23 protein-coding genes are annotated in these 22,004 nt (G+C 36.8%); 6 read left to right on the top strand and 17 right to left on the bottom strand.

Annotated elements, in window-relative coordinates; all coding sequences use genetic code 11:
* Positions 1 to 154: 154 nt before the first annotated feature.
* From trxA to zapA, 5 genes are all read right to left on the bottom strand, one after another.
* Positions 155 to 469: a thioredoxin gene (gene trxA / locus HMPREF2937_RS02740; protein ID WP_002480567.1), complete on the bottom strand. Its 315-nt coding sequence runs from the start codon at positions 467 to 469 to the stop codon at positions 155 to 157.
* A 126-nt stretch (positions 470 to 595) separates the two neighbouring features.
* Positions 596 to 2,944, bottom strand: a complete 2,349-nt coding sequence (locus HMPREF2937_RS02735) for an endonuclease MutS2 (RefSeq protein WP_070863989.1) — start codon at positions 2,942 to 2,944, stop codon at positions 596 to 598.
* 10 nt (positions 2,945 to 2,954) lie between these two features.
* The gene (gene polX, locus HMPREF2937_RS02730) at positions 2,955 to 4,667 is read right to left on the bottom strand and encodes a DNA polymerase/3'-5' exonuclease PolX (RefSeq protein ID WP_070863992.1); all 1,713 of its coding nucleotides are present in this window, start codon (positions 4,665 to 4,667) and stop codon (positions 2,955 to 2,957) included.
* Between the two features lie 117 nt (positions 4,668 to 4,784).
* Positions 4,785 to 5,306 carry a CvpA family protein gene (locus HMPREF2937_RS02725; protein WP_002480564.1) on the bottom strand — a complete coding sequence of 174 codons (522 nt, stop codon included), beginning with the start codon at positions 5,304 to 5,306 and terminating at the stop codon, positions 4,785 to 4,787.
* Between the two features lie 9 nt (positions 5,307 to 5,315).
* Positions 5,316 to 5,582: a cell division protein ZapA gene (zapA, locus tag HMPREF2937_RS02720; protein ID WP_002480563.1), complete on the bottom strand. Its 267-nt coding sequence runs from the start codon at positions 5,580 to 5,582 to the stop codon at positions 5,316 to 5,318.
* Positions 5,583 to 5,852: 270 nt separating this feature from the next.
* Here zapA and rnhC point away from each other — a divergent pair, with 270 nt between their 5' ends.
* The gene (gene rnhC, locus HMPREF2937_RS02715) at positions 5,853 to 6,806 is read left to right on the top strand and encodes a ribonuclease HIII (RefSeq protein ID WP_070863988.1); all 954 of its coding nucleotides are present in this window, start codon (positions 5,853 to 5,855) and stop codon (positions 6,804 to 6,806) included.
* A gap of 119 nt (positions 6,807 to 6,925) precedes the next feature.
* Here the strand turns inward: rnhC and pheT are convergent, their stop codons facing one another.
* From pheT to HMPREF2937_RS02690, 5 genes are all read right to left on the bottom strand, one after another.
* A complete protein-coding gene (pheT, locus tag HMPREF2937_RS02710) occupies positions 6,926 to 9,331 on the bottom strand; it encodes a phenylalanine--tRNA ligase subunit beta (RefSeq protein WP_070863987.1) in 2,406 nt (801 codons plus the stop codon).
* On the bottom strand, positions 9,331 to 10,389 hold the full coding sequence (gene pheS / locus HMPREF2937_RS02705; protein ID WP_002480560.1) for a phenylalanine--tRNA ligase subunit alpha: 1,059 nt from the start codon (positions 10,387 to 10,389) through the stop codon (positions 9,331 to 9,333). Before pheS ends, pheT begins: the two co-directional genes overlap by 1 nt.
* Before the next feature lie 334 nt (positions 10,390 to 10,723).
* A complete protein-coding gene (locus HMPREF2937_RS02700; RefSeq protein WP_070863986.1) occupies positions 10,724 to 11,470 on the bottom strand; it encodes a TrmH family RNA methyltransferase in 747 nt (248 codons plus the stop codon).
* Between the two features lie 103 nt (positions 11,471 to 11,573).
* A complete protein-coding gene (gene rpmF / locus HMPREF2937_RS02695; protein ID WP_002480558.1) occupies positions 11,574 to 11,747 on the bottom strand; it encodes a 50S ribosomal protein L32 in 174 nt (57 codons plus the stop codon).
* A 91-nt stretch (positions 11,748 to 11,838) separates the two neighbouring features.
* Positions 11,839 to 12,387 carry a YceD family protein gene (locus tag HMPREF2937_RS02690; protein ID WP_002480557.1) on the bottom strand — a complete coding sequence of 183 codons (549 nt, stop codon included), beginning with the start codon at positions 12,385 to 12,387 and terminating at the stop codon, positions 11,839 to 11,841.
* A gap of 127 nt (positions 12,388 to 12,514) precedes the next feature.
* Between HMPREF2937_RS02690 and HMPREF2937_RS02685 the strand changes: the two genes are divergently transcribed.
* The gene (locus HMPREF2937_RS02685) at positions 12,515 to 13,657 is read left to right on the top strand and encodes a nucleotidyltransferase (protein WP_070863985.1); all 1,143 of its coding nucleotides are present in this window, start codon (positions 12,515 to 12,517) and stop codon (positions 13,655 to 13,657) included.
* Between the two features lie 14 nt (positions 13,658 to 13,671).
* Positions 13,672 to 14,622: an ornithine cyclodeaminase family protein gene (locus tag HMPREF2937_RS02680; RefSeq protein ID WP_070626678.1), complete on the top strand. Its 951-nt coding sequence runs from the start codon at positions 13,672 to 13,674 to the stop codon at positions 14,620 to 14,622.
* A gap of 85 nt (positions 14,623 to 14,707) precedes the next feature.
* On the opposite strand, the gene coaD is transcribed toward HMPREF2937_RS02680, so the two are convergent.
* Both coaD and rsmD read right to left on the bottom strand, forming a co-directional pair.
* Positions 14,708 to 15,193, bottom strand: a complete 486-nt coding sequence (gene coaD / locus HMPREF2937_RS02675; RefSeq protein ID WP_002480554.1) for a pantetheine-phosphate adenylyltransferase — start codon at positions 15,191 to 15,193, stop codon at positions 14,708 to 14,710.
* Positions 15,186 to 15,737: a 16S rRNA (guanine(966)-N(2))-methyltransferase RsmD gene (rsmD, locus tag HMPREF2937_RS02670; protein ID WP_002480553.1), complete on the bottom strand. Its 552-nt coding sequence runs from the start codon at positions 15,735 to 15,737 to the stop codon at positions 15,186 to 15,188. Before rsmD ends, coaD begins: the two co-directional genes overlap by 8 nt.
* Before the next feature lie 64 nt (positions 15,738 to 15,801).
* Between rsmD and HMPREF2937_RS02665 the strand changes: the two genes are divergently transcribed.
* Positions 15,802 to 16,191 (top strand): DUF7147 family protein, encoded by a 390-nt coding sequence (locus HMPREF2937_RS02665; protein WP_002480552.1) that lies wholly within the window; start codon positions 15,802 to 15,804, stop codon positions 16,189 to 16,191.
* Positions 16,192 to 16,243: 52 nt separating this feature from the next.
* Here HMPREF2937_RS02665 and HMPREF2937_RS02660 read toward each other — a convergent pair whose 3' ends face one another.
* Entirely contained in the window at positions 16,244 to 16,498 is a 255-nt protein-coding gene (locus HMPREF2937_RS02660) for a DUF2129 domain-containing protein (protein WP_002480551.1), read from the bottom strand.
* A gap of 138 nt (positions 16,499 to 16,636) precedes the next feature.
* Here HMPREF2937_RS02660 and HMPREF2937_RS02655 point away from each other — a divergent pair, with 138 nt between their 5' ends.
* Positions 16,637 to 17,563, top strand: a complete 927-nt coding sequence (locus tag HMPREF2937_RS02655) for a glycerophosphodiester phosphodiesterase family protein (protein ID WP_057510366.1) — start codon at positions 16,637 to 16,639, stop codon at positions 17,561 to 17,563.
* 99 nt (positions 17,564 to 17,662) lie between these two features.
* Here the strand turns inward: HMPREF2937_RS02655 and HMPREF2937_RS02650 are convergent, their stop codons facing one another.
* From HMPREF2937_RS02650 to cyoE, 4 genes are all read right to left on the bottom strand, one after another.
* The gene (locus HMPREF2937_RS02650) at positions 17,663 to 18,103 is read right to left on the bottom strand and encodes a YlbF/YmcA family competence regulator (RefSeq protein ID WP_031262763.1); all 441 of its coding nucleotides are present in this window, start codon (positions 18,101 to 18,103) and stop codon (positions 17,663 to 17,665) included.
* A 14-nt stretch (positions 18,104 to 18,117) separates the two neighbouring features.
* Positions 18,118 to 19,158 carry a CAP domain-containing protein gene (locus tag HMPREF2937_RS02645; protein ID WP_070463168.1) on the bottom strand — a complete coding sequence of 347 codons (1,041 nt, stop codon included), beginning with the start codon at positions 19,156 to 19,158 and terminating at the stop codon, positions 18,118 to 18,120.
* A 125-nt stretch (positions 19,159 to 19,283) separates the two neighbouring features.
* A complete protein-coding gene (locus HMPREF2937_RS02640; RefSeq protein WP_002480547.1) occupies positions 19,284 to 19,745 on the bottom strand; it encodes a DUF420 domain-containing protein in 462 nt (153 codons plus the stop codon).
* Positions 19,746 to 19,770: 25 nt separating this feature from the next.
* The gene (gene cyoE / locus HMPREF2937_RS02635) at positions 19,771 to 20,682 is read right to left on the bottom strand and encodes a heme o synthase (RefSeq protein WP_002480546.1); all 912 of its coding nucleotides are present in this window, start codon (positions 20,680 to 20,682) and stop codon (positions 19,771 to 19,773) included.
* A gap of 320 nt (positions 20,683 to 21,002) precedes the next feature.
* Here cyoE and HMPREF2937_RS02630 point away from each other — a divergent pair, with 320 nt between their 5' ends.
* Entirely contained in the window at positions 21,003 to 21,929 is a 927-nt protein-coding gene (locus HMPREF2937_RS02630; RefSeq protein WP_057510365.1) for a COX15/CtaA family protein, read from the top strand.
* The last annotated feature ends 75 nt before the right edge of the window (positions 21,930 to 22,004 follow it).

Genomic DNA, 22,004 nt, shown 5'->3' with positions numbered 1-22,004 from the left:
TATAGGAGCGACTGGCTTGCTTAACCAACGCTTTAAATTTCCATATGAAAAAGACCAGAACACTATATTCTGGTCTCGCATTATTGTAATGATTGATTCGATATTTAACGTGAAGTTTCAACCATAATCGCCGAAACTCGGCATTATTTTAAAATTATAGGTGTTTGTTTAATACTTCAGCTAAGTTTTCTTTAGGTTGGAAACCTACAACTTTATCAACAGGTTCTCCATCTTTGAAAACGATTAGAGTTGGGATACTCATTACTTCGAATTTAGCTGCAGTGTTAGGATTTTCGTCAACATCTAATTTTAAGATGTCAGCTTTACCGTCGAAATCTTGAGCTAATTCTTCTAATACAGGTGCGATCATTTTACAAGGTCCACACCAAGTTGCCCAGAAATCTACTAATTTAACACCATTTTGAACTTGTTCGTTAAAGTCTGAATCAGTAACTTTAATTAATGCCATAAATATCGTTCCTCCTTAGGAATTTTAATGATGAACAAAGTATATCAGATACGATTTGTAATTGCATCGGCTTTGCTCATAACTACATTCTTTTTTATATTTCTTCATATTATTTTCATAATCGTATTATTTCAACGTCGCAACTGTTACACCGAAGCCACCTTCACTTGGTGTACCCGTGCGGTAAGAGGCAATATTTTTATGTCGTTTCAAATGTTGTTGCACTGCCTTCTGCAATGCTCCTGTTCCCTTCCCGTGAATAATATAAACATTCTCGTAGTTGCTGAGCATGGCTTGATCTAGGTACTGATCTAAAGCTGTTACCGCTTCATCATAACGATAACCTCTTAAGTCTAACTCCATTTTCACTGGAGAACGGTTCGAACGTGATACCATTTTCGTTTGTGGTTCTTGTGTCTTTTGTTTCTTCTCTAAGTCGGCAATCGGTAATTTCATTTTAATGATGCCCATTTGAACCACTGCTTCTTCATCATCCAAGATTTCAAGCACTTCACCTTTTTGACCATAGGTTAAGACTTTGACTTCGTCGCCAACTTTAATCTCATCCCATTTTTTCTTCTTCACATTTTGTTTAAGGTCAGTTGCTTCATATTGCTCATCTAAGTGTTTACGTTTTTCAATCAACTCGTGCTCTTTCACATCAGCGTTTTTCTCATCTCTTAACTGACGTAAATCTGAAATAATTTCTTCTGCTTCTTTTGTCGCAGCTTTAACACGTTGATTGGCTTTCGTTTTCGCTTCATCCATCAATTGTTTTTCGTAATTTTGATATTGATCATATTTCTGACTCAATTGACGGTGTAAATCTTGTGCTTCTCGTAATAATTGTTCTAATTCAATACGTTGATTATCTACGCGTTTCGTATTCTTCTCTAGTGAAGCAATCATATTATTGATTTCTTGCTCATCTTGTCCAATCATCGCTTTCGCATCACGAATAATTTTGCCATTTAAACCGAGTTTACTTGAAATTTCAAAGGCATTTGAACGTCCAGGCACACCCATTAATAATTTATACGTTGGGCTGAGCGTATTCACATCGAATTCCACACTGGCGTTCATGACACCCTCTCGGTTATAACTATAGGCTTTTAATTCAGGATAGTGTGTCGTAGCCATCACTAATGCACCGCGTTTTTGTACATTATCTAAAATACTCATTGCGAGTGCTGCCCCTTCACTTGGGTCTGTACCAGCACCAAGTTCGTCAAAGAGAATCACACTGTTGTAATCTGCATGTTTTAAAATCTCTACAATATTCTTCATATGAGAAGAGAACGTTGATAATGATTGTTCAATCGATTGTTCATCACCGATATCACAATAAACATTATCAAAGACACCGAGTTTACTACCGTCTAATGTTGGAATTAATAAACCTGATTGTGCCATCACGATGATTAAACCTAACGTTTTCAATGTGACAGTTTTACCACCAGTATTCGGACCCGTAATAATCACAGTTTGAATGCCATCTACAAATTCAATAGTATTCGCAACAACCGTTTTTGGATCTAATAATGGATGGAATGCTTTTGGTAAATACACCTTACGTTCTTCTGTAAATTCAGGTTTCGTCCCTTTAATAGAACTGCCGTATCGTGCTTTCGCAGTTAAGAAGTCGATTTGTCCCATTACAGACTCTGCAATTAAACAAGCATCCGCTTCACCAGCAACTTCTAACGTCAACTCCGTCAAAATACGTTCGACTTCTGCTTTCTCATCATTACGGAGTCGGCTAATCTTGTTATTCATTTCTACCACAGCAGAAGGTTCAATATATAACGTTTGACCTGAAGATGATTGGTCATGAACGATACCATTGAAATCTTGACGATATTCCGCTTTTACTGGAATTACATGTCTATCATTTCTGACTGTAATAATCGAATCTGATAATTTCTTTTGGTTCGATTGACTTTTAACCACACGGTCTAAGTTTTGTTTAATGCGTTGTGACGTACTATGAATGCGACTTCTGATACTTTGCAGTTCATAGCTTGCATCATCAAATAAATCATAAGCATCACATTTTTGTTTAATTTCTTGATACAAATCCGAAAGAATCGGCAATTGAGTCATACGCTCATCTAAAATCGGATAATTGATAGCTTCCTCTTCTTCTAAGAGTTGACTGTAGAATGTTTTATATTGATTTTGAACTTGAATCAAACGCTTAATCTGGTTCAATTCACGTACGTTCAACATACTGCCGATTTTCGCACGATGAATAAGCGGTGACACTTTAGATAAACCACTCAAACTCGGTAAACGATGCTTATTATAAATTTGAGATATTTCATCTGTTTCATCTATTTGATGAACAACAGTTTGATAATCAGAAGCTGGTGACATTGACGCTGCTTTTTCTCGTCCTAAGTCACTGACAGCTTCTTTTTCTACAAGTGCTTTGATTTTATCGAAATCAAGCACATCTAATGTCTTCTGTCTCACTGACATCCCTCTATTTCTTTAGCTTTTTATTATTTTTTATAAATGATTTGAAATCTTCTCTGCTCATAGTGTTCAACACACGTGATTTATCAATAAAAGCTTTTTGCGCTGTCGCGATACCATATTTCATCAACTCTAAGTTATCGATATGGTGTGCATCCGTATTGATGGTTACCATAATATCTTGATGATGACGTAACGCTTCTGCACTTAAATCTAAACGTAATGGATTCGCATTGATTTCTAAAATGGTGCCTGTTTCTTTCGCTAGCTCGAATAATCGATCCATATTAACTTTATAGCCGTCACGGCGACCGATAATACGTCCTGTTGGATGTGCAATATGACGCACATAAGGATTACGGCATGCTTGTTCTAAGCGATGCATAATTTGTTCTTCCGTTTGATTAAAGCTTTGATGAATCGATGCGATAACATAATCAAGCTGGGCTAATATCTCATCTGGATAATCTAATGTACCATCTGCTAAAATATCCATTTCAGTTCCAGAGTAAATATCAATTTCATCATATTCCTCATTAATCGCTTTAATTTCTTCATTTTGACGTAATAAACGCTCAATTTCTAAACCATGTGCTACACGTAAACTACGTGAATGATCTGTAATAACCATGTATTCATAGCCTTTTTGAATATTAGCTTCAATCATTTCACGCAAACTAAAGGCACCGTCACTCATGGTTGTATGCATGTGCACATCGCCTTTAATATCATCTAACGTCACAATATTAGATAAGTCTCGGTCAAATTCACTGCCGTCTACACGCATTGGCGGCGCAATCCATTCATGTCCGAAATGTTCATAGATAGCTGCTTCACTGTCTAATTGCAGCAAAGAACCATCTGGCTGTTCAATGCCATATTCACTGACTTTTTCACTGCGTGCTTTCGCAAGTTGACGAATACGGATATTATGATCTTTTGAACCAGTAAAATGTTGCAGCGTATGATAATATGCGCTTGGTTCAACAATTCTGAAGTCGATTTCAATTGTTTCATCTTCAAATTCAACTTCTACCGATACTTTCGTTAATCCTACTGCCACATCTTTGACTTTATGCGGCACCTTTAATAAGGCTTGTTGCACAGTCTCAGGATCATTTGTACTCATTATATAGTCTAAATCTTTACTCATTTCCTTCACTCTGCGGAAACTGCCTGCTACATGATATTGTTCTAACGCATCAATCGTCTCTAAATATTCTTCAATTTCTTGATTCAATTTAATCAATAAGTTGATAGGATAACGTTCTTTACGTGCACTTAGCGCTTTGACACCCGCTAAGATATTTTCTTCAGTCTTTTTACCGAAACCACTTAACGCACTGACTTCTTTATTTTCACAAGCACGTGCAAGCTCTTCTTTATTCGTAATGCCAAGCTCTTTATAAAGTTTATGAATCTTTTTACTGCCAAGACCTGGAATCTTCAATAATGGCACTAAACCTTCAGGCACTTCTTCTTCTAATGCTTTAAGTGTTTCAGATTCACCTGCTGCTAAATATTCATTGATAACTTCGCCAACACCTTTACCGATGTTTTTAAGCTTTGTGACATCTTCAATTTCATCCATCGTACGTTCATCTGTTTCTAAACTTTGCGCTGCTTTACGATAAGCAGACACTTTGAATGTATTTTCACCTTTTAACTCCATGTAAGTGGCAATCTTCTCTAATAAACGCACAACATCTTTCTTTGTAATATGTTGACTCACTTTATTCACTCCAATTAAAAAGAGGAACTTGATGGCATTCGTATATCTGTAACAGATTGGCGAATGTGTCAGCCTCCTCTTTGTTTAGTCTTTGTATTCATTGAATTATAATGCCATCACAAATGATGACAGATATGGGGTATGAAAGAGTATCAAATTTGCGATAATCGATTGTGCAAATTGCTGCTGAATCGAAAAGCTCGGATATAAGCTGCACAAGTATAATACGAGCAAGACAATGACCACAGAGCTGATCAAGCTAAGCAGTACACCGAAACTTCGATTCAAGATAGATATGGGTTGTGTTACCATTATTTTATCAAACGCAGATAAAATAAGGTATAAAATAAACTTGCTGATTAGAAATATCATAATAAACGCGACAATATTTTCAAAGCGCAGATGAATATCATCATATTGTATAAAATAATGTGTTTGTGCTGCTTTCGTTTTAGGAAACGGAACATATAATTCTAACTGCTTCGCAATCGGTGCGTACCATAATGCCGCAAAGATAAACGCAGCGACCGTACTTATAAAATGAAGCAGACTCCACCAAAATCCTCTGCGAAACCCCATAGCGGCAATCAAAATAAAGACAAAAAAGATGAAGAAATTTAGCAGCATAGGCAGACCCTACTGTTCATCATGCTTCAAACGATTCAACTCTTGTGTCAAACGACGATTTTCTTCTTCTAATAACACCTTTTCATGCATAATGTTAACCGCAGTTAATACTGCTTTACGTGTGGTATCTAACCCCGCACTCTTACGACCTAATTCTTGAATTTTTTCATCTACTAGATGCGCAACATAACGTATATGCTCAGGATTATCTTCGCCGACTATTGTATAATTTTTGTTATTAATCGTAACATTGATTCTATTTTTAAATTCGCCCAATTTGATAACTCCAATCTTGCTTATTTTCACTCATTCACCACGACAACTGATGAGTGTATCTCTTATATTAATCGTAACTGATTTTCACACTGATTTGTTGAAAACCACTCTATTTATTCATCACGAACCATTATACACGAGTGCCATTTATTATGTAAGTAGTGTACGCTTTTTGCCAATGTTATGTAAACAGACTGTAATATATAACCTTTTATTGTGACAGGCACCTATAGTAAAATAAGAATACTACTACAAGTAAGGAGCATCCCTATGGCGAACGTCGTATTAAAATTAACAGAAGAACAAATTCAACAATTACTTAGCAAAATCAACGCAGACACAACGAATCTTCCCAAAGGCTCACGCGCACGCGCAAAATATCAAGGTACAACAATTCATATTTATAATTCCGACAAAGTCATGTTTCAAGGCACTCAAGCAGAAGCAGTTTCACAACAATTACTAGGTAATGCTGTCCAAACGTCTAAAGCACCCTCAAAGAAGAAGAAAACAACAATCATCAATTCCAGTGATTATCCATTTAATACATCCAACTGTATCGGCAGTGATGAAGCAGGCAGCGGCGACTATTTCGGTCCGCTTACTGTTTGTGCGGCTTATGTGTCAAAAGAACATGTCGAAGTATTAAAAACGTTAGGTGTCGATGATTCTAAAAAATTATCAGATGATAAAATTGTTGAATTAGCTAAGCAATTAGTGACATTCCTTCCCTACTCACTACAAACATTAGATAACAAAAGATATAATGAACAAAAACAACTCGGCTGGTCACAAGTTAAAATGAAAGCTGTTTTGCATAATCATGCCATTGAAAACGTGGTAGACCGTATCGAAGCACAAAACTTCCCTTTAGACTATATTGTAATTGACCAATTTGCGGTACGCGGTGTTTATCAAAATTACGCACTGACAGCTATGCCTTATCCAGACAAAACTTGTTTCGAAACAAAAGGTGAATCCAAATCTTTAGCCATCGCAGCCGCAAGTATCCTTTCCCGTTATGCTTTCGTGAAACATATGGAGCATATGGGCAAAAAAATAAACCAAACGATTCCAAAAGGGGCAAGTCAAAGAGTAGATTTATTTGCGGCTCGTTTAATTGATCAATACGGTACAGAGACATTAGACTCTATATCAAAAGCTGACTTTAAAAATAGAGACAAAGCCTTAGACCTTTATCGTAAAAAACAATTAAACAACTAATCACCTTAACAGATTGCTTACACTTTATATATAAATAAAATGAAACAAGCTCCTTCCACACATGATCTGTGTAGAAAGAGCTTGTTTTTTTATATTTCATTTTCTTCAAATGAACCGAATTAACGAATCACTGCACCTTCTGCAGTTAACGCATTCACGATTTCATCATGAACCGCTGTCACTTGTTCGTCTGTTAACGTATTTTCTGTATCTAAATAAGAGATACGGATCGCAACTGATTTCTTACCAGCTTCCATATGTTCGCCTTCATAGACATCAAAGACTTGCGCATCTTGTAAGATTTTACCGCCATGTGCTTTGATTGTGCTAATAAGTTCAGCAGCTGACACTGTTGTATCTACTTCTAATGCGATATCTCTCGTTACACCAGGATATTTAGGGATTTGTTCATAATTGATGTAACCCACAGAAACATTCATCAATTTATCGTAGTTTAATTCAAAGACATACGTACGTTGTTTTAAATCATTTTCTTCAGCTAATTGCGGGTGTAATTCACCGATAAAGCCGATGACTTCGCCATTTAATAAAACATTTGCCGTACGTCCTGGATGTAAACCATCCATTTGCGTTGCCTCGTAATCAAATGTAACATCTAATTTTTCCGCAACTGCATCTAAGACACCTTTCGCAAGATAGAAATCTGTTAATTCTTTTTTACCTTGCCATTGGTTGCTGCTATATTCACCAGTTAAAATACCACTTAAGTATTCAACCTCATCTGGTAATTCACCTTTGCCATTCGCAAAGAAGACGCGACCGATTTCATATAAGAATACATTTGTGTTTTTACGTGCCACGTTATAAGCCACCGCATCAATTAAATGTGGTAATAAACTTTGACGTAATACTGCGTGTGCTTCACTCATCGGCATTAACAATTCAATGTTTGGTTTGTCACTCACTGAGAATGCTTTACCACGTGCACGGTCTACTAATGAATACGTAATTGCTTCACTTAAACCTGCACCTTCTAATGTACGTTTTAAAATACGTGTTTTTGATTGACGGTCTGTCAATTGACCGCTTGTAACTTGTTCGAAGACTGGTAATGTTGATGGAATTTCATCATAACCATAAATACGTGCCACCTCTTCGATTAAGTCTTCTTTGATTTTGACATCTCTACGACGTGAAGGAACATAGACTGTTAAGTTACCTTCATTATTTTCAGTTTTGAAACCAAGTTGACTTAATGATTTCACAATCGCTTCAACTGTCATTTCTGAACCGATTGTATTATTAATTTTATCAACTGTAATTTCAATCGGTGTAATAAATTCGCCTAAGTCACCTGATGCGACGCGATCTGATAATACTTCACCTTGTGCGTAATGTTCTAATAAGTAACATGCACGGTCTACAGCTTGGTCTACAAATTCAGTCGCAATTCCTTTTTCGAATCGGCTTGAAGATTCACTACGTAAGTTAAGACGACGTGATGTATGACGAATGCTGACAGGATCGAAAATTGCACCTTCAACCACGACATTTTGTGTTTGTTCAGTAACTTCAGAGAAGTCTCCACCCATCACACCACCAAGCGCAATCGGTTCTTTGCCGTTTGTGATAACGATATCTGACGCTAATAATTCACGTTCTGTATCATCTAACGTTGTCATTTTTTCGCCTTCTTGCGCTTGGCGCACGACAATTTTGTCAGACCCGATATGATCTTGGTCAAACATATGGAGTGGTTGGCCGTATTCTAATAACACATAGTTTGAAATATCTACAACATTATTAATCGGACGAATACCGGCTTTCATTAATCGTGCTTGCATCCACATTGGAGATGGGCCGATTTTAACGTTTTTAACGACACGTGCACTGTAATAAGGTGTTTTATCTGGATTTTCAACTGTTACTGAAATTTCTTCAGATGCTGAAGTTTCAGTCGTGTCAGGTTGTGTTTCTGGTAATGTTAACGGTGCACCATAAAGTGCTGATGTTTCATAGGCAGCACCTACCATACTAAATGCATCCGCACGGTTCGGTGTTAAGTCGAATTCCATTACTTGATCATTTAAGTATAATGCTTCTAATGCATCAGTACCTGGTTTAACTTCATTCGGGAAGTTATAAATTCCTTCTTCAAATGCTTTAGGTACCACGTTGCTTTGAACGCCGATTTCTTGAAGTGAACAAATCATACCTTCAGAAACTTCACCACGTAATTTCGCACGTTTAATTTTAACGCCGCCTGGTAAACGACCGCCAACAGTTGCGACAATCACATATTGTCCAGCATCAACGTTAGGTGCACCACATACGATTTGTACGGGTTCTTCTTCACCGATATCCACTTTACAAATATTCAATTTATCTGCGTTCGGATGTTGTGTTTTACTTTCCACATAACCTACGACTAATTTTTTAATTTCAGCTGTGTAATCAATGATGTCATCGACTTCAATCCCTGTACGTGTGATACGTTCAGCTAATGATTGAATCGGTTCATTAACCGCAACTAAAGATTCTAACCATTCTTTTGATACAAACATTATGCTTCACCTCTATCTTCAACAGCTTTGAATTGATCTAAGAAACGGACATCATTTGTATAGAAGTAACGAATATCTTCAATACCGTATTTCAACATTGCGATACGGTCAGGACCCATACCGAATGCGAATCCAGTGTATTTAGAAGAATCGAAACCAGCCATTTCTAAAACATTCGGATGCACCATACCGGCACCTAAGATTTCAATCCAACCTGAACCTTTACATACGTTACAGCCTTTACCGCCACATTTGAAGCAAGACACATCGACTTCTACTGAAGGTTCAGTGAATGGGAAGTAACTTGGACGCAAACGGATTTCACGTTCTTCACCGAATAATTTTTTCGCCACAAGTTCAAGCGTACCTTTCAAATCACTCATTTTAATATTTTCTGCCACAACTAAGCCTTCAATTTGTGTGAATTGGTGACTGTGTGTCGCATCATCTGAGTCACGACGATATACTTTACCAGGACAAATAATTTTAACTGGCCCTTGGCCGTTACGTTTCTCAAGTGTACGTGCTTGTACAGGTGAGGTATGTGTACGCATTAACGTTTCTTCTGTGATATAGAATGTATCTTGCATATCACGTGCTGGGTGTGATTTCGGTAAGTTTAATGCTTCGAAGTTATAGTAATCTTGTTCTACTTCATAACCATTCACAATTTCATAACCTAAACCTAAGAATAAATCTTCAATTTCTTGAATCGTACGTGTTAATGGGTGTGCTGCACCTTGTTTGATTTGGCGACTTGGTAAAGTCACATCAATTGTTTCTTCTTCTAATTGTTTATTTAAACGTTCTTGTTCAAGCACTTTTTTACGTTCAGCAATTGCTTGTTCAATCGCTTGGCGTACTTCATTGACTGCTTGTCCGAATTTTGGTTTTTCTTCATTTGATAAATCTTTCATTTGTTTCATTAAACCTGAAACAGAACCTTTTTTACCTAAGTATTTAACTTTAACATCTTGTAACGCTTTCTCATCTGACGCTTGTGACACATCGGCCAAAGCTTCTGATTTCAGCTGATTCATTTCTTCAGTTTGAATCATATCTGCCCCTCCTAAATAATATTGCCAATAAAAAAAGACTTCTATCCCTGAGATATGGGACGAAGTCTTCCGTGGTACCACCCAAATTTATGCATACGCATACACTTGATTTATCATAGATAACGGTGATGAACCGACTTAAATTTCTTTAAGTTGCCAAAAAGGTGAAAAAAATTATCGCATTCTGGAATAACTTTCAGTCACGGTTATTCTCCCTAAACAGTCTGCTTCTGATAATTTACGTCTTTTTATAGGCAAAGTATTAATTTATCTGTTTGAGTCATCTGCTCAAACTCTGAATCACATTTAATTATAAGTAATCCCTTCCGACCGGTCAACCTTTTAATTTATAGATTAAGATACTGCCTGCAATCGCTACATTCAGACTTTCAGCAGCCCCGTACATCGGAATTGTTAAACGTTTCGTCGTGTGACTTAATAATGCTGGATCGACACCTTGACCTTCGTTACCAAGCAATAACGCGAAAGATGATTGTGCATCCTCTTCATTAAAATTCACCGCATCTTCTAATGCAGTGCCGTATACCGGCCCATCAAATTGATTAATAAATTCCTCAATCGGCTGAGTGACAATCGGCAAATGGAAGACACTGCCTTGGCTTGAGCGTAATACTTTATCTTGATACGCGTCGGCTGTTCCTGGTGACAAGACAATCAAATCCAACGCAGCTGCATCAGCTGTACGAATCAACGTACCAAGATTACCTGGATCTTGAATGCGATCAAGCAGTAATACTTGTTTAGCCTCTGCGATATGTGAAGCAACCTCTGGTTTTTCAATGACCGCAAAGATACCTTGAGGTGTCACAGTTCCTGACAAACTTTCTGCTACTTTGAAGTTTATATGGAACGCTTCTTCAGCAGCTTCAATTAATTGTGCATCAAAGCGTTCAGGTTCAACGACAAAAAGTTGTTTTACTGATAATTGGCTTTGAACCGCTTCTTCAATCAAATGTGTCCCTTCTACCAACAACAGTCCTGTTTTATCTCGTTCTTTTTTCTTCTTTAATTTATTCGCTTGTTTCACCTTCGTATTTTGCGGTGACGTAATTTGTTCCATAGTCGGTTACCTCATTTACGATTTTTCCTTATTTTATCATGTTGCTTCTCATAAACAAAAATGAGACCTACCGTTATATACGATGGGTCTCATTATTCATCAATTATTTTGAAACGACTTCTTCACCGTTGTAAGAACCACAGTTTTTACAAACGCGGTGAGATAATTTGTATTCACCACAGTTAGGGCATTCAGTCATACCTGGTACTGATAATTTAAAGTGAGTACGACGTTTATTTTTTCTAGTTTTAGATGTTCTTCTTTTTGGTACTGCCATGATTTAATCCTCCTTAAATTTCAAACACAAAAATCTTTGTTACTGTGCGATTAAGATGTTAATAACAATACTATCTATTGTACATCAACTTCTATTGCTTTTCATCATAAAATTGTTGCAATTTTTGAAGCCTTGGATCGACTTTCTTAGAAGAGATTTCTTCTGCTTGTTCACTTTCTTCTAATTCGTCTTCGTCAATAACTTCCCAACCTTGACCGCTCTGCAGCATGTCTTCTAAACTGCTGTCTTCAGCCACTGCTCGGATAGGCTTTTCTATGATGACAAGCTCTTCTGCGATATCACGTAAATCAATCATTCCGTTTGTAGCAAGATGATAATGTTCATCATCTTCTTCACTATCACTAAACTCATGACCTTCTAAATCAAATATTTCTGTTGTTTCCACATCAATCGGCACTTCAACCGGTTTTAATGTACGCGCATCTTCCATCGTGTACGCACCAGTTAAGTGGATATCAGCGACAACTTCATTTGATTTGACATCAAGTTTGCCCTTCACTCGGATATCAGATAAATCTATAAGTCCTAATTTATCAATTAAATGATTATAATTTACTGTTTGATCAAATTCAAAAGGCTGACCTTGATATTTTCTTAATTGCGTTATTGACCATTTCATATGGCTTCACCTCTAACAAGCACAAAATTTATTTTAACTTTCTAGCGTTAAGTTGTCAAGATTTTTTCTTAACATCTTGACTTTTTGATACAATAATCATAATGAATTCTGAAAGGACGGATTGCAAATGAAATGCGCTGCACTGATTACAGAGTATAACCCCTTCCATAACGGGCATGTCTACCATGCAGAACAAGCACGTCAAATCGCTGATGCAGATATCACTGTAGCTATTATGAGCGGTCAATTTGTGATGCGCGGAGAACCCGCAATCTACAACAAATTTTTACGCACACAATTGGCACTCTCTGCTTGCGACCTTGTCGTCGAGCTTCCTGCTTATGCAGCGTTATCTGCTGGAGAATACTTCGCAGAAATGGGTGTCAAAGTTGCTGACTATCTTAATTGTGATGCACTCGTGTTCGGAAGTGAATCCGGCAGCATCAAAGATTTCGAACATGTTGCCATACAACTCAACCATATCGAAGAACATCCAGAATTTCAAACAAAGCTGCACGAAGGGAAAAGTTACCCTAGAATCATCCATGAATTATTAGATGAACCTGCTTTACTGCAGACACCTAATAATATCTTAGGTCTCTCTTATGTACAAGCTATTCAACACTATGCAGCACACATCACACCTTTGACATTACAACGACACCAAACGAACCATCATAACCAAACCATAGACAACCAAACTTTCGCAAGCGGCAGCGCAATCAGAAAGGCGCTCAAAAACAATGATGCAAGCTTTGAAACAGTAGTTCCATCATCAGTTAAACACTTGTATACATCACCGCAATTAACGTTAGATGAAGTGTTCCCTTATCTGAAATTTACATTATTACGCGCCTCTCTTGAAGAATTACGTGAGATGCATACGGTTAGTGAAGGGTTTGAGTATCGTTTAAAAGAAAAAATCCAATCTGCACACAACTTCGATCAATTGATGCAACTGCTTAAAACTAAGCGCTATACGTATACCCGTATTCAGCGTATGTTAATGAACTGCTTGTTAAACTTTAAACAAGCAAATAAACAAAATGAAATTGACGCTGTACGCATCTTAGGTATGAATGAAAAAGGACAAGCGTACTTAAAACAATTGAAGAAAGATTTTCCAGATCGACACTTTATTACGAACGTTAATAAAGCGACCGCAAGTTATTTTGAACCAGAAATCAAAGCAACTGAAATTTATAATGCACTGTCTGGTCAAACCGCTAATGATTTCAATACACCTGTAATTAGGGTACAGTCACAATAAGGGGGTAAATCAACATGCAAGTTTATTCAGAATCGGAAGTAAAAGAACGTTATCATATGAAAGATGCGATTACAGCGATTGAAGAAAGTTTCAATAAGCTGAACCAAATCAAAACTGCACCACGCACGGTGATTCCTACAGGTGATGGTGCAAAATCTATGTTATACATGCCTTGTGTTGACTTAGCCAAACAACTCGGCACAATCAAAATTACATCTATCACACCAGAGAATCCAAAACAGCAACTACCTACTACACAAGCACAAATCGTGATTACTAATCTTAAAAATGGTGAAACGAAGGCGATGTTAGATGGCAGTTACCTGACTAGATTGAGAACTGGTGCACTGAGCGGTATTGCGACTAAATATATGAGCCGTGAAGATGCGACAACTTTAGGTATGATTGGGACAGGTGGTATGGCTTACGAACAATTCTTAGGTAATATCGAGGTCCGCCCTATTGATACAGTCTTGCTTTACAACCGTACAACAGAAAAAGCACAAGACTTTAAAACACGTATTTTAAAAGATTATCCAGATTTAAATGTTCAAGTATTAGAAGATGTATCAAAACTGGTCAAACAAGCAGATATTATCAACTGCCAAACACCTTCCACGCAGCCTGTCTTTAACGCTGAAGATGTACAACCAGGCACACATATCAACGGTATTGGCTCTTACCAACCGGATATGAAAGAACTAGATGCAAATATTTTCACGCAAGCAGAAAGTGTCGTTGTAGATGATCTTGAAGGGGCTAAAGAAGAGTCAGGAGAATTGATTGAAGCGAATGAAAATAAAACATTCACTTTCGAAGAAATCAATGATGAACTCAAAACACTTTCACAACAAGGGACTCTATATCGTAAAAATAATGACGCCATCACTGTCTTTAAATGTGTCGGTGCAGCTTACTTTGATTTAGCTGTTGCCATCGGCGCTTATGAAAAGTTAAATCAATAATTACAAAACAAAACATTTAATATCAAATAAAAAACACGTTTCAACACCTTTTGTATGATACAAATAGACGTTGAAACGTGTTTTATTAGTTTCCGAATTTTTCTTTTAATGCTTTTTCTACAGGAGGCGGTACAAACTCAGAAATATCCGCTTTATATTGCGCTACTTCTTTAACTACACTAGAACTGATGAATGAATAGTTCGTGCTTGTCATCATATATAATGTTTCGACATCACTATTCAACTTCTTGTTCATAGATGTTAAACGCAATTCGTATTCAAAGTCGCTGACTGCACGTAATCCTCGAATGATTGTTTTTGCGCCGATTTTATCACAAAAATCTACAAGTAAACCATTGAATTGGTGTACTTGTACGTTCGGGATATTTGCGACAGATTCTTCAATTAAAGCGATGCGTTCTTCCACAGTAAAAGTCCCTGACTTATTACGGTTTTTCAATACACAGATGTGGATTTCATCAAAACGGTGTGCCACACGTTCAATAATATCCAAATGCCCATATGTAATTGGATCGAAACTACCTGGTATTACTGCTTTTGTTTCAGCCATCATGTTCTCCTTTTTCTAATAACATAGTATCCGTTAAGCCATAATGATAACGTTTAATCACTTCAAAAGAGTGCGTATCAATGTTTTCTTTATGGTTAAACTCACAAACGATGATACCACTTTTCTTCAATAAGTTAAACTCTTCGATTTGTGCTAATGCTTTATCAATTAATCCTTTATCATAAGGCGGGTCTAAGAAGATTAAATCAAATTGAATGTCTCGTTTAGCTAACGCTTTCAAGGCACGGTCAGCATTATTTTTATAGACTTCTGCTTGTTTCATCAAATCTAAGCTGTTTAAGTTTGCTTTGATTACTTTGACTGCTTTAAAATTTTGATCTACAAAAATCATTTCGTCCATACCACGAGACAATGCTTCTATACCTAAAGCACCGCTTCCCGCAAACAAATCCAAACCGATACCTGATACATCATGCAAGGTATTAAAGATACTTTCTTTTACTTTATCTGTTGTCGGACGTGTATTACGCCCTTGCAGACTTTCTAGAGGTTTACTTTTATGTTGGCCTGATATCACTCTCATCTAATACTTCACTTCCCCTCTTGTTCTATAATATAATTTGGGTAATAAGGAGGCTATTCCCAAAATGAAACAATCTTTTATTGTACTCGGTGAAGGACTCACCGATTTATTTGAGTTCAAAACACTTATTCAATATAATCATGAACGCATTAATCGCATTGTGTTCTTTAACAGTCCAAGTTCAGACAAAGGTTTAAGTTCTGCAGCGATTATCATGAATCCAACTGAAGGCAATTACTTCCAAGCCATGTATATCATGTTGAATGCTTTTCCTTACCCTCATCCAGAGGATAATAAAAAATCAGCAATGATTCGCGGCTTCGCTGAAGATTATCAATTACCGTTAAACGAATTAGATGTTAAATCTTCAGACGAGTTTCATGATTTAGAACTCTATTTCAACTATTTAGTCGGTGTCTTACGCTTATATCATTGGATACCGCCATTACAATAACGTTTAATGTCATATCATAAGGGTTATATTGGTTGATACAGTAGTGTAACTATTAATTGATTTCGTATTTTTCTTTTTCATACGTTTTCTTTAAATATTTATAAGGAGAACCTTCAATGTGACGCACATACTTTAATTTCATGAGTCGGTTGACAATATGATCGGCATCATTTTCATTGATATACATGATGACATATTTGCGATTACGATTACTATTGACAATATGACCGTATTTTCTAATATGACGTTCATGCTTCATATGTTTAAGGTATATAATTAAACTGGTTCTTGGTATGATTTCTGTCATTTTGATCACTCCATTACTTTAATCTATAGTATCACGACTGAACTAAATTTGAAATAACCAAACCCCTGTATCACTAAGCATTCACGCTTCTTAGATATCACTTTTGGTTAGCTTTATAAACTACGAGGAGGAAATTTCATGGTAAAAATAAGTAGACTTATCAGAAACAGTGTAGCAGGTGCTGCCGGTATATTCAGCGGACTTATCTTTTTGTCAAAATTAAAAGGACAACCAGAACCTCAACCTATCCCAGCATTCTTTACACGTAAGCCCCATTATATCTTCGCCCATCGCGGCGGCATGGCTTTACGTCCGGAACAAACAAAACTCGCATTTGATACAGCGGCATCTTACGAAGTGGATGGTTTCGAAACAGATGTACGTGTCACAAGTGATGAACAATTGATTGTCTTTCATGATGCCACAGTCGACCGTACTACCAACGGTTCAGGCAAAGTACGTGAACATCGCTTAGATGAACTGCAAAAGCTGGATGCAGGTTATCATTTTAAAGACATCAATAAAGAGACGCCTTATCGTGACCACCCAGATGCGAAAATCCTGACATTTGATCAATTGTTAGAATTATATCCTGATATGCTCATTAATGTGGATTTAAAAGATAGTCCAGACTCTTATGAAGGTACGATTGCACCAGAACTATTATACAAATCTATCGTACGTCATAACGCACAAGATCGCGTATTAGTGACGAGTTTCTATCAGGAACAAATTGCTAGATTTTCTGAATTAGCATTAGGAACAGTTGCGGTAGGCGCAAGCCAAGAAGAAGTCACTGTAGGTATCGTTAAATTCTTCAGCGGCTTAGGCAATATGTTTGAAGCGCAAGCCAACACTTTCCAAATGCCGACAAGTTATCATGGTGTGCCACTTACTTCAAAACGATTAATCAATTGGTTGAATTCTCGTAATATCGTTCCAGGTTATTACGGTGTCAACAGTATTGATTTAATGAGTGACCTATTTAACAAAGGCACACATACTATTGTCACTGACAGACCTGACCTTGCATTCCAATATCGTCAAAACCAAGCTCAACATTAATATGACTGATCACTCAAATTATAATAATTAATAAACAAAGCAACACCCGCTACCATCGGCTTTATAGCTTATGTAGCGGGTGTTGCTTTGTGTTTTATATTAAGCGTGGATTTGGCATTGGCATGTTCCGCCTGTACTGCATCCATGCATATCTGTTCTAAAGAATGGGTTCCCTACTTCAATTTTCACATTATCTGAAATAGAAGTTGCGATAATTGTGATGACTTCATCCACTAAATTTTGAAGTTCAGTTTCTTTTTGTTTATACGCCATCACAGATGGGACCATGTCATATGCTCGTTTACTTTTACGCGTTGCACGTGTCACTGATTGATAATCTGGATGATATTTACCAAAACGCATCACTTCATCATAACGTTCTTTATATTTCATAAACGTTTGATAATGCGTTTGCGCTGCTTCATCTTCGTTCATTGCTTGACGTGCTGCTATATATTCTTGGTAAATCTCTGAGTTTAAAATCATTTCACTGACTTCATCTACACCATCTAAAACCTCAATGATTTCAGAATTAATCATATTGTCACCTTCCATCAGTCTCCAATAAATATTAATGTATAGTAGCCGTCCATGACATCTCCGCCCATTTCAGTATATTGTGTATTCAATAAACGAGAACGATGAATGTCTGAATTCAACCAGCTATGCAAGAGTGTCGGTACGTCATTAAAGTCATAACCAACGTTTTGTCCTACGGCTTCAAATTTTATATTACGATCATCTAGTTGTTGTTTCAAAGCACCTTCAGTAAATTCAACATTTTTGTTATTTGTACTTTCGTATAAGTTTACTGAAGCGATGTGACTCAAATCATTATTTACTTTGAACGGTTTAAGCCCCTTCAAGCTTCTGATTTGATTGGTAACTTCATAAAGCGTCATTAACTGGTTGACGTTTTGTTCGTATGGGACATCTTTATGTTGATTTTCAACAGTTTTTTCATTTGATGTTTGTGTCATTTGATATGGATTAAACATGACAAGTGCATTAGCATCAAGGAATCTTACACCAACCACTTTATTGGTTTGTTGGTCGATATACACTTGTGCGTACACATCACCATATTTTATCAGCATTTGTGTTTTCATATCTTCATCAGAAAGTTCTATATCATAAGACTTACCGTTAGCTTTGATACGGGGTTCTGGATTAATACTCGTGTTTTCAAAAATACTCGAAGCATCTTCAGAGATATTGATAGGTTCAATATCCGCCTTCGTTCCTGTCGCATAGACTGATTTAATGATATTATTCTTAGCCGTCACAATATAATATTGATTCTGTGCTCTGAAGACATAGTTTTTATAGTCATTTGCGTATGCATAGACACGATCAGCTTGACCGAATTTCTTTGTCAAACCGCTGATGTCATTGTTGACCCATGTTCCAATTCCTGACTTAGGTTTTGGATTTTCAGTCTCCGGCCCTTTTTTCTGTGTTTGTTCAATTTTTGTCGACGATTTCTTGTTTGGATTTTCTAACACATCAAATTTCAGCCGTGGCGAATAAAATAAATAGATAAGAAAAGTTATGAGAAGCAAGACGCCTATAACTTTAATAATTAAATTCCTCATTCTCCGCCCACCTCAATGTTAAGTAATTATCATTGTACACGTTTCACACGCACACTCGCAAGGATAGTCTTTATGTAAAAACATCGACTGACAACAAATAACGTCATCAGTCGATGTTTTACATTTTAAAAGCCGAAAGTTGCTTTAAATAATGAAGTTGTTTCTCCACCTGGGTACATAACATATAACAAGATGTACACGATAATACCTGTGAACGCTGTAAAAATCCAAATAATCGCTGCCCAAGGTCCAACCTTGCGGTGAAGATTAAATTTGTCTTTAAACGCTGTGATGATTTGGAATAATCCCATTAATCCACCCACTGTTGATAACGCGATGTGGAAAATCAAGAAGAAATGGTAATATCCTTTTAACCATGCAGGTCCACCGAAAGCAGTGTTCCCGATAAAGAATGTTCTACTTGCATAAATGATAAAGAATGTTAATGCGAAGAATGCTGCAGTCAACATTACTTTCTTATGCGCTTCAATTTTACGTTTTTTAATCAAGTACCATCCAACAATAACTAACGCCGCACAAATTTGAATACAGCTTGTACTTATCGTCGGCAATATAGGTAGACTCATAAATCTCATCCTATCTTCAATTTATTTAAATCATATTGATTAAAGAAATTACGACTGCTAATGCAAAGAATAGCACTAAATAGTTTAGTGAGTAAACAAACATTAACGTAGCCCATTTCTTTTGATTGAAGTTCTTCTTGAAGCTTGTTAAGCCAAGATACATCCAACCTAAGTTCAGAAGTGTTGCCAATACAACGAATACCGTACCTAAATTTGTAAATAATAATGGTAAAGGTAATAATGCGACTAACCATAAAAGCATACCTACACGTGTACGGTTAAAACCTCTAACAGATGGTAACATAGGAACTTTAGCTAAAGCATATTCGTCTTGACGTTTAATAGCTAAGGCATAGAAATGAATCGGTTGCCAACAAAATACCACTAAGAATAACGCAATTGCTGTTAAGCTTAGTTGGCCTTCAATTGCTGTCCAGCCGATTAAAGGCGGTACTGCACCTGGGAAGCTCCCGATAACAGTATTCCAAGTTGTGTGGCGTTTAGACCAAATTGAATAAAATGATACGTAGCCGATAATGCCCATTAAACCAATGACACCTGATGGTATATTTAGGATAAATAATAAGATTTCTCCTAGAACCATCATTCCGAAACTTAAAATCAATAAATTTTTATTTGAAATTCTGTTATTGACTGTCGGTCTTGACTGTTTGCTTGGCATAATGCTGTCAATATCTTGGTCATAATAGTTATTGAGTGCACATGCGCCCCCCATGATGAGCGTTGAACCGATCATCATCAACAGAATTTGCGGTATAGATGATAGGAAGGAGTGATTCGTTAATACAATCGCTAGCCATGCCCCTGTGAAGGCAGGAATTAAGTTCCCTTGAACGAGCCCCATTTTAATAATTGCTTTCAGTTCTTTAAGGGTTACACGACCAGAAGCTTGCGACAAAGTATGTCCTTTATCCATAATGCCCCTCCTTAAAATATTCATATAATACAATGATATAGCAAAAAGTAATAGTTGACTAGGCTAAATAAGACAAATTTGTGACACTTTAGCGACAACACTAATTTTCAAAAAATCGTCATTTTTGTGACACATTTTCAATCCACATGCTATTAAAATTTATAGCCATTATTGATATAATGTTTATAAATATTTACAATTTATCAAATGACAAATAGGCTTGAGGCATGGAATTCGGATTCGTCTTACATACTTGTTCGTACAAATCCCTCCTTTCCTCTGCCTTTATCTATGTCAATTAATCAGTGGGGTGTTTTAAATTGTTTAAAAAACGTAACCTTAGATGGTTAGCTGTTCTCGCAACAGTTATTATGGCATGGGTTCAATTAGGTGGCGCACTTGTAACAAAAACAGGTTCAGCCGATGGTTGCGGATCATCATGGCCGTTATGTCATGGTGCTTTATTACCGCAAAACTTACCTATTAGTACAATTATCGAGCTCAGTCACAGAGCAACATCTGCTTTATCATTAATCGTTGTATTATGGTTGGTCATTACAGCTTGGAAGAATATCGGGTATATCAAAGAAGTTAAACCACTGGCAATTATCAGTGTCGGTTTCTTGCTTATCCAAGCATTAGTCGGAGCTGCAGCAGTGCTTTGGCAACAAAATGATTACGTGCTTGCATTGCACTTTGGTATCTCATTAATCAGCTTCTCATCTGTTTTCGTATTGACATTAATCATCTTCGATGTAGATAAAAAATACGAAGCGAACAAAGTACACATAGATCCTAAACTTAGAATCTATACTTGGACAATGGCGATTTGTTTATATGTCGGCATTTACACAGGTGCTTTAGTACGTCATACAGATTCATCATTATCTTATGGTTCATGGCCATTACCATTCGCAGACTTGATTCCACATACAGAACAAGACTGGGTACAATTCATGCATAGATTATTAGCACTTATCGCTACAATCAGTGTGTTCCTTGCATTTAACTATGCAATCAGACACTATCACGAAAACCGTACCATCCGATACGGTTACACAGCAGCATTACTTTTAATCGTACTGCAAATTATCACAGGTGCTTTATCAATCTTCACAAGCGTGAATTTATTCATCGCTTTACTACACGCATTAATTATCACATTTGAATTCGGTTTAATCGCCTACTTCATCTTATTGATGCTGCGTACAAAACGTGTTGAAAAAGTTAAAAATAACGCTTATTAATACAAATAACCGTTGAACAGACATCACTGTTCAGCGGTTATTTTTTGGGCTCTATAATAAATTCGGTTGATGAGA

Source organism: Staphylococcus sp. HMSC061G12 (genome assembly GCF_001838465.1).
GTDB classification, from domain to species: domain Bacteria; phylum Bacillota; class Bacilli; order Staphylococcales; family Staphylococcaceae; genus Staphylococcus; species Staphylococcus simulans.
Note: the sequence above shows the minus strand (reverse complement) of the source record. Positions and strands in the feature narration are given on the sequence as shown.